This is a genomic window from Paenibacillus sp. J22R232 (assembly GCF_056269165.1).
Window position 1 is genome coordinate 605708 of record NZ_JBWDNK010000001.1, and the last position, 13244, is coordinate 618951.

Genomic DNA, 13244 nt, shown 5'->3' on the forward strand with positions numbered 1-13244 from the left:
AATCGCTTGTCCATTCCGCAATTGCCGCGGCGGATACAAGCGATTCTTTTTTTATATCTGCTGGCGCTCGGGTTTTAACTGCATAAATTCGACGGGAGACCCCATACTATGACAAGCAATATCACAAGAGGGGGATTGTACATGTATTGGCATTCACGAATGGATATAACAGCAGAGCAGCCGGAACCAAACGCAGACGAGAAAAGAAGAGCGAGTGCTGTCGTAGAAACGATTCAACAGCTAGGTCAGACCGCGACACCGGCAATGACGGAATCTAACATATTTTGTATGACGATTATCGGGCAAGTAGAAGGCCATCTTGTATTACCGCCGCAGAATAAAACGACCAAGTACGAGCATCTTATTCCCCAGCTAGTCGCAGCAGAACAAAATCATAAAATCGAAGGCATATTTATCGTGCTCAATACAGTCGGCGGTGACGTGGAAGCGGGACTTGCCATAGCCGAAATGATCTCATCCTTAACGAAGCCTACGGTCACCTTGGTCCTTGGCGGCGGTCACTCGATTGGCGTCCCGATCGCCGTCGCAGGAGATATGTCGTTTATTGCTGAAACCGCGACAATGACGATTCACCCGATAAGGCTGAACGGATTAGTAATCGGAGTTCCGCAAACATTCGAGTATTTGGATAAAATGCAGGAGCGTGTCGTCCGTTTCGTAACCTCGCATTCTAATGTGTCTGAGCATATTTTCAAAGAACTGATGTTCAAGACGGGTGAGCTCACGCGTGATATCGGTACGACGGTTATTGGTTCCGATGCTGTAAAGCATGGGCTTATCGATGCCGTTGGCGGCTTAGGAGAAGCGCTTAAAGAGCTGAATAAGCGAATAGAAGCATTCAAGCAAAGCAAGGTGGAGGTGACGCTGCAATGACGTTGTATACGAATATGCCACTAGAAGTCGTTCTTGAAGGTTTTAATGACGATCGAGAAGACATGCAGGAGATATGGACAAGCGGAGTGAAAATGCAGGTCATTCCCATTGCTCCTGGGATGGGGAAAATCGTTAGGCTAATCGAGTGCGGCCTAGATGATTATTTGAACCCGCTATTCACGCCGGGTACGATCATTCAATACCGGTAACGCCAAACGGATGTTCGTACGAATGTCTCATAGGAACATTTGCCCACCTATGGTATAATCTTTTACCAGAGGTGACCGATTTGGCTAAAAAAAAGAGACGAAGAAAATCACTAGGTACTAACCTAAAATACGAAGTATACGGCATTCTGCTTATTACGATCTCCATCATAGCTCTCTCCGGGGAAGCGGCTGTCGGGCGCTCGTTATCCAAATTATTTGGACTTGTGCTCGGCAAGTTTTATTTTGTGCTTGCAATCGTTGGTATCGTCATTGGATTAGCGGTTATGATTAAGAGGGCTTGGCCAAAAGGCTGGACGAATAAGCGCACAGGCTTGCTTATTTTGGTACTTGCTTTCACGTTGATGAGCTCTATCTCAGAAATCGAACAAAAACTTACTCCTACCGTAGAGCTAACCGGAACGTTAATATTCAGGCAGTTAAGCAGTGATTTGCAGCTATCATTAATTAGCGTACCTGCGGAGAGCGATCTGCCTATCCGTGACAAGGAAATCAGCGGAGGATACGTAGGCGCAATTCAATACTCGTTGTTTTTCTCGTTATTCGGTTATTATGGTGCGAAGCTCATTATGTTCGTCATGTTTGCGATCTCGATTATGCTCATGACAGGCAAGTCTTACGTCGAGCTGGGAAGAGTAGTCAGCAGCCGCGGTACGCGCATGTTCAAGCTGCTGGCGGCCAAATGGGCAAAGCGAGCTACAATACGAGCGTCAGCTACGGCAAGCGGAAGCGCAGGACAAGCAGATTTGGACGACGATGACACGATTGACGACGAGCATGATGATTACGTAGCCGCTCCTCCTAAAAAAAGAAGATCCTTATTTTTCTCATGGCGGACTAATGCTGATAAAGAGGAATCGGATGGCAAAGAGGAAGGACTCGATGATTGGGTATTTGAGCCAAACAGTGCTGATACAGCAATAGGCAGCTCACCGGCCTGGCAGAACGAGATAGAACCGCCTTGGGAAAAATCGGGCACAGACATACATAACGCTTCCAATCCGAACGAGCTTGTACATACGCAAACTGAACCATGGGTTAACGATGAGAAAGGCTTTATTATTGACCCCGATATACCAGAGACTGAAGCTGAACTACCATGGATCGAGAACGGCATTGCGCCAATTCCAGCCGAGGAGTCAATGGAGTCATTCGATACAGAAGATTGGGAGGACGAAGCGGATAATAACGGGGAGCTTGATTTATCCGAGCAAGCATCAAAAAATGCACCGCCCGAATCAGAGGCACTGGAAGCGGATGATAATCAAGGGCAAACAGTACCAAGGCGTCCAATTGCTGCAGAGGAAGCCGTGACCGTTAAGCCATACCTGCTGCCGCCATTCTCTTTGCTGACGAAGCCGAACCTTATGAGCAAAAATGCTGATGCAACAGATATGTACGACTCCCGTAGGAAGCTGGAAGCAACATTAGAAAGTTTCGGAGTACGAGCGAAAGTACTCGATGTTGTTAGAGGACCAGCCGTTACGCGCTATGAGGTCCAGCCCGCGACAGGCGTAAAGGTTAGTCGTATTGTGGGATTGACAGATGATATCGCATTAGCGCTAGCCGCTAAGGATATCCGTATGGAGGCTCCGATTCCGGGGAAGTCGGCCATCGGCATTGAGGTTCCGAACATGGAAGTATCCGTCGTGACGATGCGCGAGGTAATGGAAACAGCCACTTTCCAGAATGCCGCATCCAAGCTTTCCATTGCATTCGGACGTGACATTTCGGGTCAGACTATAGTCGGGAACTTGGCAAAAATGCCCCATTTGCTCGTAGCTGGAGCCACGGGCTCAGGCAAGTCAGTTTGTATTAACGGTATTATTACGAGTATTTTGTACAAAGCAGCTCCAGATGAAGTAAAGTTTCTGATGATCGATCCGAAGATGGTCGAGCTTAATGTCTATAACGGCATTCCGCATTTGCTAGCGCCGGTCGTTACAAATCCAAAGAGAGCGTCGCTCGCGCTCAAAAAAATCGTCGTTGAGATGGAGAGCCGCTACGAGCTGTTCTCAAAATCTGCTACGCGTAATATCGAAGGCTACAACACGTTAATGGCGGACAACCCTGCGGCAGTCCTTCCATATATCGTCGTAATCGTGGACGAGCTGGCGGATTTGATGATGGTTGCCGCCAATGATGTAGAGGATTCAATCGCCCGTTTAGCCCAAATGGCTCGTGCTGCCGGCATTCATCTTATTATTGCGACGCAGAGGCCGTCTGTTGATGTTATTACAGGCGTAATCAAGGCAAACATACCTTCGCGCATTGCCTTTGGCGTATCCTCCCAAGTAGATTCTCGTACCATTCTGGATATGGTCGGAGCCGAGAAGCTTCTGGGCCGTGGCGATATGTTGTTTTTACCGGTCGGCATGTCTAAGCCCATCAGGGTCCAAGGCGCTTTCTTATCGGATCAGGAAGTTGAGACGCTCGTTAATTTCGCCCGGGGCCAAGCAGAAGCCGAGTACAAGGAAGATCTAGTGCCGGAGGTTGAAGAAGAAACGGCGGAAGGAAATGAAATGCTTGATGAGCTATATGATCAAGCCGTTCAGATTATCATTGAAGCAAAGCAAGCATCCGTGTCGCTGCTGCAGCGCAGGATGAGAATTGGTTATACAAGGGCGGCTAGATTGATTGATCAGATGGAAGCACGCTCTATCGTGGGTCCGTACGAAGGAAGCAAGCCGAGGGAAGTCCTGATCACAATGGATCAGTTCCAAGCTGGGAAAGTTAGCTCGTAATCCCTGCCGTTTGCCGAATACGGAATAAAGTGCATAGAAGCGGATTGAATTTCTCATACTAAAGTCAGGTAACGCTACCTTAAGCGAACTAACTTGCAAGAGAAAGGCAGATCCCATCATGAGAAATCGTTTGATTCTGGCAACCTCGATTATCGTGCTGTTGTTGTTTGGCTCATTCACGCTGCTGCACGGAGATCGGGAGAAGGCTGCGGAGACGTTTAGCAATGCTACCTTGACCGTGGGCTCTTCGGGGCAAGACGTAAACGAGCTTCAAGGACGACTGAAGCACCTCGGGTATTTCAAAGGCGAAGTAGACGGGAAGTTCGGTACGGGTACTAAAAACGCGGTAACTTGGTTTCAGTGGAAGTTTGGCCTGAAGTCGGATGGCGTCGTCGGTGCAAAAACGAAGCTTAAGCTTTGGGAAGCTACAAAGAGCTGGAAGCCTACCGCGGCAGCCCCCCCAGCAGCTAATTCGGGAGCAAGCGGCAAGGAAACAGCAAGTTCAGCCGGCAAAGAGACGACGATAGCCAAGTCAAACCGTCTAGGCTTGACCGAGAATGACTTGCAGATGATGGCTAATGCCGTATACGGCGAATCGCGCGGCGAGCCTTATGAAGGACAAGTTGCTGTTGCTGCCGTTATTATCAACCGACTGAAATCGCAAAGCTTCCCTAATACGATATACGGCGTTATTTTTCAGCCTGGCGCGTTCACTGCGGTTGCAGACGGGCAAATTTGGCTCACGCCAAATGCAAAGGCTAGGGAAGCGGTTGAAGATGCAATTAATGGCTGGGATCCAACTGGAGGCTGCATTTACTACTTTAACCCCGATACCGCAACATCGAAATGGATATGGACAAGGACACAAATCAAGACGATCGGCAAACATATTTTCTGTATGTAACTATAGGACACTTACGAGAGGAAGCAGCCGTTACTGCCATCAGCAGCAGTGGTTGCTTCTTCCATTTCCTATAGGTTAGAATGGTATAGTGATTTGTCTAATGGAATAGATTTACTCTATAACGCGCCGATGAAAGGAGCAAACCGAGTGTCCACATTCGAAAGAGGACAGCTGCAGCGTATAAGACTGCATGTACTGCCTACAAAACGATTCAAAACGTTTGCTATTTCCTTATTTGCGGGACTTACACTTGACGAAGCAACGGTAACGCCGATTGCTTTGCTTCCGTTTGTACTGAGAAGAGGTACTGCCGAATTGCCTGAAACCATAAGCTTCCGAGAAAAGCTTGATGATTTATATGGAGCGGGTTTCGGATTTGACGTATATAAAAGAGGCGATTCCCAAATTGTCCAGTTTCGCATGGACGTTATAAACGACGCTTTCGTCTCCTCGAGCACGCCGTTGCTTGCTGAGTCGCTGCAATTCCTAGGCGATGTCGTAACGGATCCTTTGCTTGAGAAGGATGCTTTTAACCCAAAATATGTAGAAGCAGAGAAAATCACGCTTAAAAAGCGTTTAGAAGCCATCGTAAACGATAAAATCAGGTATGCTGCCGAGCGCTGTCTTGAAGAAATGTGCGCGGATGAGCCATATCGCCTTCATCCGCTTGGCAAGCTCGCGGAGATTGATTCCATTACACCTGCTTCGTTATACAAGCAGTATGAGTCATGGCTGGACCAGGCCGCGCTTGATCTGTATGTCGTGGGAGATACGACACTGGCTGAAGTTACGGAGCTCGTTACGCACGCTTTCAAGCTCAAGGAAGGCTCGCCTTCGTCTTATGCAACGCCAAACGTCCATCATAAAGTTACAGAAGTAAAGCAAGTAACCGAGCGCATGGAAGTAAGCCAAGGCAAGCTCAATCTAGGGCTTCGCACGGGAGTAGGCTACGTTGATGACGAGTATCCTGCTGCTCTGATGTATAACGGTATTTTGGGCGGCTATCCGCATTCGAAGCTATTCCTGAATGTTAGGGAAAAGGAGAGCTTAGCCTATTACGCGGCTTCCCGGCTTGACGGCCATAAGGGACTTTGTACGATTCAATCCGGCATTGAATTTGCTAATTATGACCGAGCCGTTGTCATTATTAAGGAACAGCTTGAAAGCATGCGCGCAGGCAACCTGTCGGAGCTGGAATTAAATCAGACGAAAGCGATGATTTCCAATCACCTTAGGGAGCTTCAGGACTCCGCCTACGAAATGATCGCCTACGATTTCAACGGCGTACTCACCGGCAAGCACCGAAGCGCAGACCAGCTGCTGGAGCAGGTACAGGCGGTCACGCCGGCCGACATTGTAAAAGTAGCTGAAGGCGTGCAGCTGGATACGATTTACTTTTTGCGTGACCGGAAGGAGGCATAACGATGCAAACCCTTAACTATCCTAACGTGCAGGAAACGCTATATCGCGAGGTGCTTGATAACGGGCTTGAAGTGATCGTGCTGCCGAAGGAAGGCTTCAATAAAACCTATGCGACGTTCTCAACGAAATACGGTTCGGTCGACAATCATTTTTCAGTAGGCAGCCAAACACCTGCTAAGGTGCCTGACGGCATTGCCCATTTTCTTGAGCACAAAATGTTTGAGGAGCCGACTGGTGACATATTCGCCGTATTTGCTTCCCAAGGGGCTTCTGCCAATGCATTTACGAGCTTTGATCGCACCGTGTACTTGTTCTCGGCAACCGAACAAATTCATGCGAATTTGGAAACCTTGATTAATTTTGTTCAGAATCCCTATTTCACGGATACCAACGTGGATAAGGAAAAGGGAATTATCGAGCAAGAAATCAATATGTATCGCGATAATCCGGATTGGAGAGTTTATTTCGGATTGATTGACGCGCTTTACCATAAGCACCCGGTTCATATTGATATTGCCGGCACGGTTGATTCCATCAGGCAGATTGATAAGGAAATGCTTTACCAATGCTACGAAACGTTTTACCACCCTTCCAATATGCTGTTGTTCGTCGTAGGCGGCGTTCAAGCGGAAGAAGTATTCAAGCTGGTTCGCGACAACCAAAGAGCCAAAAACTTCAAGCCCCAGGATGCTATTTCCCGTTATTTTGACGATGAGCCGGAATCGGTCAAACTAAAACGGAAAGTAACCGAGCTTCCCGTCTCGCTTCCCAAATGCATGCTTGGCTTTAAAGATAAACGGGCAGGATTGACCGGCGAAGCCCTTCTCCGGCAGGAAGTAACGACAAAGCTGATGCTGGAAGCTTTAATTGGACCTAGCTCAAAGCTTTACCAGCAGCTGTACGAAGCGGACCTTATTTCTGATTCCTTCGGACATGAATACAACTCTAGCACGGGTTATTCATTCTCCGTTATCGGCGGCGACACACGCAGCCCGGATGAATTGATCGAGCAGTTCCGTTCGGCGGTGGAAGCGGCATTGGCCACCGGCATCGAACCGACCGCGTTCGAGAGATCCAAAAGGAAAAAAATCGGCGGATATTTGCGGATGCTTAACTCCCCAGAAGCGATCGCCGGTGAGTTTACGAGATATCGCTTCCGTGACAGCGATATGTTTGACGTGCTGGATTTTTATGAAAAATGCACCATTGAAGACGTGAACGCCCGCCTGCGCGAGCATTTCGACTTTGAACAATTGGCCGTATCGATCGTGGAACAACCGACGGCATGAAGACGCTCCAACAAATGACGGTATTGATTACGGGGGGAGGCCGCGGAATCGGGGCAGCGATTGCCAAACGTTTCGCGGCAGAAGGAGTCAATATTGTCATTCATTATTTGGAGTCCCACGAGACCGCTAATGAAACCGCTAGAACATGCATGGCTTTAGGCGCCAACGTGCTAACGATCTCTGCTGATTTACGCTCAAAAGAGCAGCTCGCGCGGATGCGAGACAAATTGGAGAGCCATCAGATGCTTCCTGATATTTTGGTGAATAACGGCGGCATTTCCCATTACGGCATGCTCATGGATGTTACGGAAGAGGAATGGGATAATGTCATGTCCGTTAACCTTAAAGGAATGTTCTTGTGCTCGCAGCTATTTATGCCGAACATGGTCGCACAGCGATATGGACGAATTATTAACGTTTCTTCCATCTGGGGAATGTCAGGTGCTTCTTGCGAGGTGCTCTATTCTACAACAAAGGGCGGTATGAATGCATTCACGAAGGCACTTGCCAAGGAACTCGCGCCAACGGGGGTCACGGTTAATGCCGTTGCCCCCGGCGCTGTTGATACCGAAATGATGGATAGCTTCAATGCCGAAGAAAAGGCCGCGATCCAACAAGAAATTCCTGTCGGGCGATTCGGCTCCACGGAGGAAATCGCATCGCTCGTATATTTTCTTGCGCTGCCGGAGTCTTCTTACATTACGGGTCAAGTCATTAGTCCGAATGGCGGCTGGCATACGTAAGTCATGCATGTTTGAATTCGGACAAGCCGCTGCATAATATGAGATGCTTTTACGCATGATATGACTGTTGATGATTCTTTTCTATACCTTTAGGAGGCGAGAGAACATGTCAACTGTCCTTTCTAATTTTGCTACATGGAAGCATTTCTTGGCAGACCGTGTATCGCAAGCGAAAAAGATCGGCATGACGGAAGAAACGATTTCAAGCTTGGCTTACGAAATCGGTACCTTTCTCGATGAGAAGGTAGATCCGAAAAACGAGGAAGAACGCGTATTGAAACAGCTATGGGATGTCGGTGACGAGGCAGAACGCAAAACGCTTTCTTGCCTGATGGTCAAGCTCGTCGAGAAATCGTAGTTGTTCTTTTACCGAGTCGTCATTTTCCTCATGTAGAAGCAGAAGCAGGAAAGCCTCCCATCAGGAGGCTTTTCTGCAATGTTTCTTTTTGGGTTGCAGGATTGTGACGAAAATTGTAGAATTATGTTTCATGACGTACATATCCATCATTTACATACTTCTATAAGAACAGGTTTAGGACGGTGACAGCTTTGGAGTCGAAACAATGGTATATGGAATACAAAATACATAAAAACAGGCCTGGCTTGCTAGGAGATATCGCGTCATTGCTCGGTATGCTGGAAGTCAATATTATGACCATCAACGGCGTTGAGGATCGGACAAGGGGCATGCTTCTTCAAACGGATGACGACGAGAAGATCGAGCTGCTCGGTAAAATGCTCCAAAAAGTGGACAATATTACGGTTAATAAACTGAGAACGCCTACAATCGTTGATATTTTGGCTGTTCGTCATGGACGTTACATCGAACGGGATTCAGATGATCGCAAGACGTTCCGGTTCACGCGCGACGAGCTCGGCATTTTAGTTGATTTTTTAGGCGAGGTGTTTAAACGTGACGGCAATCAGGTTATTGGATTACGTGGGATGCCTCGCGTTGGCAAGACAGAGTCAATTATAGCAGGCAGCGTGTGTTCGAATAAGCGCTGGACATTTGTATCGTCCACCTTGCTGCGTCAAACGGTTCGGAGTCAGCTATCCGAGGATGAAATGCAGCCAAACAATATTTTTATCATCGACGGAATCGTAAGTACGATTCGTTCAAACGAGAAGCATTATGGCCTGCTGCAAGAAATTATGGCTATGCCGTCCACGAAGGTTATTGAGCATCCGGATATTTTCATTAAGGAGTCCAATTTCGATTATAGCCATTTTGACATTATTGTGGAACTTCGCAATACGCCAGATGAAGAAATATCCTACGAATCTTTTACCGCTAACTATACAGACGATTTCTAATTGGAAGGAGGCCGTCTCATGTCTGATTTGGGAGAATTACTTCGCAAGGCGAGAGACCAACGCGGATTAACGCTGGACGATATTCAAGAAACAACAAAAATCAGAAAACGGTATTTGGAAGCAATCGAAAGTGGTGACCATACGGTTTTACCAGGTCCGTTTTACGTACGGGCATTTGTGAAAAATTACTCAGAGGCTGTTGGTCTCGATCCGGACGAAGTGCTTCGTTTGTATCAGCATGAGGTGCCTGCAGCACCAGTTGAGCAAATCGCCGAGCCGATGGTCGTTAGGTCGCCGCGCCGAGTGAAGTCTCAATCCTCAGAGCGGTTGGGCAAAATCGGCTTTAACGTGATGATGTGGTCTTTTCTCATTCTCATCGTGGTCGTGATTTGGGTCTATGTGATCAATAAGGATTCGGATGGACCGAAACAAGTTGATAATAGCACGGATATTACTGACGCTTCGGAGCCCCCTGTCAAGAATGAGGATGGGAATTCCGGCGGCAGTACGAATGCGCCAACAAACGAGCCAGTTGCTCCGACTCCGACCGAAGCGCCTACGACTGTCGTATTCGGAAGCAAGGTTGGGAAGGCGGATCAATACGATATTGGCCCAGCCGGCAAGCCTCATAAGGTTGAAGTGAAAGTTGCAGGCGGCAGAAGCTGGCTGGAGGTCCGTACGGAAAGCAATAAAGGTGAAAAGCTGTATTCCCAAAATGCTGAAGACGGAACAACCGAGTCGTTTGATCTTAACGGTGTTATCTACATAAATGTGGGTAGAGCTGATCTAATCGAAATAAAGGTAGATGGTGTAATCGTACCCGACGGTGATCGTGCGACTTCCAAAAAGGTTTTGCTGCAGCCGTTATCCGATGGCAGTGAAACACCTGAAGGAACAATAGCGCCTTCTAACGAAACGAATCAATCACAATAATGAACACTGTAACAAAGGAGAGGTTTTTTATGGCTTCAGAAAATGCATTTGATATCGTATCTAAAGTTGACATGCAAGAATTAGTTAACGCAATCAAGCAGGCGGAGCGGGAGATAGAGACTCGCTTTGACTTCAAAGGAAGCAAAAGCTCGATTGCGCTCGAGAAGGAAGAGCTTGTCGTCGCATCAGAGGATGATTACAAGCTGAAAAACGTGCTGGACATTCTTTTATCCAAAATGGTTAAGCGCGGCGTTCCGATCAAAAATTTGGATTACGGTAAAATTGAAGGTGCTTCCGGAAATACCGTTCGGCAGCGGATTAAACTTAGACAAGGCATTGAGCAGGATGTTTCCAAAAAAATCAACATCCTCATACGCGATTCGAAGCTTAAAGTCAAAAGCTTGATCCAAGGCGATCAAATCAGAGTCTCGGGCAAAAGCCTGGATGATTTGCAAGCGGTCATGAAGCTTCTTCGCGAAGCGGATCTTCCAGTAGAACTGCAATTTACCAATTATCGCTCGTAATAACGAAGCTTCGTTTCGTCGGAATTCGAGAAACGGAGCTTTTCATTTAGGTGAAGCATGGTTGGAAAATGGGGCTTTAGCCGCTTTTGACACGTGTATTTGCATGTATTATACTTGTTGAGATAGCTTTACAGTAGGATCTGGGGGATACATAAATGAGAGAAAGCACACAAACAGACGCTCAAGGCTGCTCTGCGTACGGTCTACAACCGAAGCAGATTTCCGGTCATATTCATGAACAAATGGTTCGCGTATCGCACACCTATGAGTTAGATCGATCCGAGGAGGGAATAGCGTGAATCTGGCGAACCGCATAACGCTTGCCAGAATATTTTTGGTGCCGGTTATTATGTTTTTTCTGCTTATCAAAGTGGATTTGGGGTCGTTTAGCATTTCGGACTTCTCCATTACATACAATCAAATCGCAGCGGCACTCATTTTTATTGTGGCGGCAAGCACAGACGGGTTAGATGGCTACATTGCCCGCAAAAACAAAATCGTAACCAACCTAGGGAAGCTGCTCGACCCGCTGGCAGACAAGCTGCTCGTTGCCGCGGTCCTCATTTCGCTCGTTGAGATGGATAAGCTGAACGCGCTTATTGCGATCGTTATCATTAGCCGCGAATTCGCCGTGACAGGCCTTCGCCAAATTGCGCTCCTAGAAGGCTCAGTGATGGCAGCCAGCACATGGGGCAAGTGGAAGACCGCGATTCAAATCACGATGATTATCGCGTTGTTGATTAACAACTTCCCGTTTAATTTTATTGATTTTCCGTTTGATGTCATTGCCAGCTGGGTCGCTGCGGCCATTACCGTGTACTCAGGCATCGACTATTTTTTGAAGAACAAGCATTTGATTCCGGTAGAATAATGTTAAAGCATCTTTCCGTATGACGGGGAGATGCTTTTGCTTATATCGCATAAAGCCAGCCTATAATTTGGACGTGGAGGAGATATCGAATAATGAAAGCAGAAATTATAGCGGTCGGGACGGAGCTGCTGCTCGGCCAAATCGTAAATACGAATGCGCAGTTCCTGTCTCAAAAATTAGCGGGGCTCGGCGTCGATGTTTATTTCCAAACGGTAGTTGGCGACAATGCCGGGCGGTTGAAGGAAGCGATTGAAATTGGCCGCAGCCGTGCTGACCTGCTTGTATTTACAGGCGGACTGGGTCCGACGCAGGATGACCTTACAAAAGATGTGCTGGCGGAATACCTGAGTCGCAGCCTCCTCATCCATGAGCCCTCTATGGCTCAAATTGAGCAAATGTTCAGCTCCCGAGGCATTCATATGGTGGAGAGCAATCGAAGGCAGGCATTGATGATCGAAGGCGGAGAGCCGCTTGAGAATACGACTGGCCTAGCCGTCGGCAACGGGTTATCCGTTGACGGAACGTTATACTTGCTGCTGCCTGGGCCTCCCCGCGAGATGAAACCGATGATGGACGGCGCAGGCGAAGCATGGCTGCGCGCACAACTCGGGGCAGCGGATCCTCTCTATTCGCGCATCCTGAAGTTCGCGGGAATTGGTGAATCGAACTTGGAAGCGAAGCTGATTCCATTGATTGACGGGCAGAGCGATCCAACCATCGCTCCCTATGCGAAGGAAGGCGAGGTATCGATCCGCGTCTCCACCAAAGCGGGATCAGCTATCGACGCTGATCAGAAAATAGACGAAACGGTTGCCAAAATCAAAGCCTTGGTAGGCGAATTTCTATATGCGCAAGAGGACATCCCCCTGGAGGAAGAGGTTATACACCTTCTAAGAGCCTCAAGACGCAAGCTAGCGAGCGCGGAAAGCATAAGCGGGGGATTGCTGGCTGAGCTCATTACGAACGTTCCTGGGAGCAGTGGAGAGTATGTAGGCGGTGTTGTCACTTATACGAATATAATGAAGCATCACTTATTAAGCATTCCCCTTACGCAGCTTGAAGGCGAAGGAGCGCCCGGCGCGATAAGCGATTCGACGGCTGCGATCATGGCAGAGCGCGTCCGGGAGCTCTCCGATGCGGATTTCGGGGTCTCGTTGACAGGCGTAGCCGGTCCGGCTGAATCCGAGGGCAAGCCTGTCGGGCTGGTGTATGTGGGGATTTCGCAGCGCGGGAGGGCTACTGAGGTGTTTACGCTAAATCTCAGCGGCGGCAGAGGCATGATTAGGCTGCGTGCAGTGAAATCGGCATTGTACCGGTTATGGCTCGCTCTTAACAGAGAATAAACGATCATATTCATTTGCATCTGCTAGTGCTTC

The 13244-nt window shown here is 48.2% G+C and carries 13 protein-coding genes; all 13 read left to right on the forward strand.

The features are described from left to right. Nucleotides 1-159: 159 nt before the first annotated feature. The 13 genes from AC0YN3_RS02950 (at nt 160) to AC0YN3_RS03010 (ending at nt 13211) form a co-directional block, all read left to right on the forward strand. On the forward strand, nt 160-894 hold the full coding sequence (locus AC0YN3_RS02950) for a ClpP family protease (protein ID WP_475774275.1): 735 nt from the start codon (nt 160-162) through the stop codon (nt 892-894). Then, nucleotides 891-1103 (forward strand): YlzJ-like family protein, encoded by a 213-nt coding sequence (locus tag AC0YN3_RS02955; protein WP_475773613.1) that lies wholly within the window; start codon nt 891-893, stop codon nt 1101-1103. Before AC0YN3_RS02950 ends, AC0YN3_RS02955 begins: the two co-directional genes overlap by 4 nt. A gap of 80 nt (nt 1104-1183) precedes the next feature. Beyond that, nucleotides 1184-3865, forward strand: coding sequence for an FtsK/SpoIIIE family DNA translocase (locus AC0YN3_RS02960; protein WP_475773614.1), 2682 nt, complete (start codon nt 1184-1186; stop codon nt 3863-3865). Between the two features lie 118 nt (nt 3866-3983). Then, entirely contained in the window at nt 3984-4769 is a 786-nt protein-coding gene (gene sleB, locus AC0YN3_RS02965; RefSeq protein WP_475773615.1) for a spore cortex-lytic enzyme, read from the forward strand. 129 nt (nt 4770-4898) lie between these two features. Beyond that, complete coding sequence (yfmF, locus tag AC0YN3_RS02970) at nt 4899-6191, forward strand: EF-P 5-aminopentanol modification-associated protein YfmF (protein ID WP_475774276.1); 1293 nt, start codon at nt 4899-4901, stop codon at nt 6189-6191. A gap of 2 nt (nt 6192-6193) precedes the next feature. Further along, entirely contained in the window at nt 6194-7480 is a 1287-nt protein-coding gene (gene yfmH, locus AC0YN3_RS02975) for an EF-P 5-aminopentanol modification-associated protein YfmH (protein ID WP_475773616.1), read from the forward strand. Then, complete coding sequence (gene ymfI, locus AC0YN3_RS02980) at nt 7477-8223, forward strand: elongation factor P 5-aminopentanone reductase (protein WP_475773617.1); 747 nt, start codon at nt 7477-7479, stop codon at nt 8221-8223. The genes yfmH and ymfI overlap by 4 nt, the downstream gene beginning before the upstream one ends. Nucleotides 8224-8329: 106 nt before the next feature. Then, nucleotides 8330-8581, forward strand: coding sequence for a DUF3243 domain-containing protein (locus tag AC0YN3_RS02985; RefSeq protein ID WP_183561625.1), 252 nt, complete (start codon nt 8330-8332; stop codon nt 8579-8581). A gap of 191 nt (nt 8582-8772) precedes the next feature. Further along, a complete protein-coding gene (locus AC0YN3_RS02990) occupies nt 8773-9540 on the forward strand; it encodes a DUF3388 domain-containing protein (protein WP_138751528.1) in 768 nt (255 codons plus the stop codon). Between the two features lie 18 nt (nt 9541-9558). Beyond that, the gene (locus AC0YN3_RS02995) at nt 9559-10473 is read left to right on the forward strand and encodes a RodZ domain-containing protein (protein WP_475773618.1); all 915 of its coding nucleotides are present in this window, start codon (nt 9559-9561) and stop codon (nt 10471-10473) included. Nucleotides 10474-10502: 29 nt separating this feature from the next. Further along, nucleotides 10503-10997 (forward strand): YajQ family cyclic di-GMP-binding protein, encoded by a 495-nt coding sequence (locus AC0YN3_RS03000; RefSeq protein WP_183561621.1) that lies wholly within the window; start codon nt 10503-10505, stop codon nt 10995-10997. A gap of 295 nt (nt 10998-11292) precedes the next feature. Further along, nucleotides 11293-11868: a CDP-diacylglycerol--glycerol-3-phosphate 3-phosphatidyltransferase gene (gene pgsA / locus AC0YN3_RS03005; RefSeq protein WP_169083019.1), complete on the forward strand. Its 576-nt coding sequence runs from the start codon at nt 11293-11295 to the stop codon at nt 11866-11868. A 92-nt stretch (nt 11869-11960) separates the two neighbouring features. Next, the gene (locus tag AC0YN3_RS03010) at nt 11961-13211 is read left to right on the forward strand and encodes a competence/damage-inducible protein A (protein WP_475773619.1); all 1251 of its coding nucleotides are present in this window, start codon (nt 11961-11963) and stop codon (nt 13209-13211) included. The last annotated feature ends 33 nt before the right edge of the window (nt 13212-13244 follow it).

Coding starts and splice junctions, on each gene's coding strand:
- AC0YN3_RS02955 (WP_475773613.1), top strand. CDS start 891: ATGACGTTGTATACGAATATGCCACTAGAAGTCGTTCTTGAAGGTTTT.
- ymfI (WP_475773617.1), top strand. CDS start 7,477: ATGAAGACGCTCCAACAAATGACGGTATTGATTACGGGGGGAGGCCGC.
- AC0YN3_RS03010 (WP_475773619.1), top strand. CDS start 11,961: ATGAAAGCAGAAATTATAGCGGTCGGGACGGAGCTGCTGCTCGGCCAA.
- AC0YN3_RS02985 (WP_183561625.1), top strand. CDS start 8,330: ATGTCAACTGTCCTTTCTAATTTTGCTACATGGAAGCATTTCTTGGCA.
- sleB (WP_475773615.1), top strand. CDS start 3,984: ATGAGAAATCGTTTGATTCTGGCAACCTCGATTATCGTGCTGTTGTTG.
- AC0YN3_RS03000 (WP_183561621.1), top strand. CDS start 10,503: ATGGCTTCAGAAAATGCATTTGATATCGTATCTAAAGTTGACATGCAA.
- AC0YN3_RS02950 (WP_475774275.1), top strand. CDS start 160: ATGGATATAACAGCAGAGCAGCCGGAACCAAACGCAGACGAGAAAAGA.
- yfmH (WP_475773616.1), top strand. CDS start 6,194: ATGCAAACCCTTAACTATCCTAACGTGCAGGAAACGCTATATCGCGAG.
- AC0YN3_RS02995 (WP_475773618.1), top strand. CDS start 9,559: ATGTCTGATTTGGGAGAATTACTTCGCAAGGCGAGAGACCAACGCGGA.
- yfmF (WP_475774276.1), top strand. CDS start 4,899: ATGAAAGGAGCAAACCGAGTGTCCACATTCGAAAGAGGACAGCTGCAG.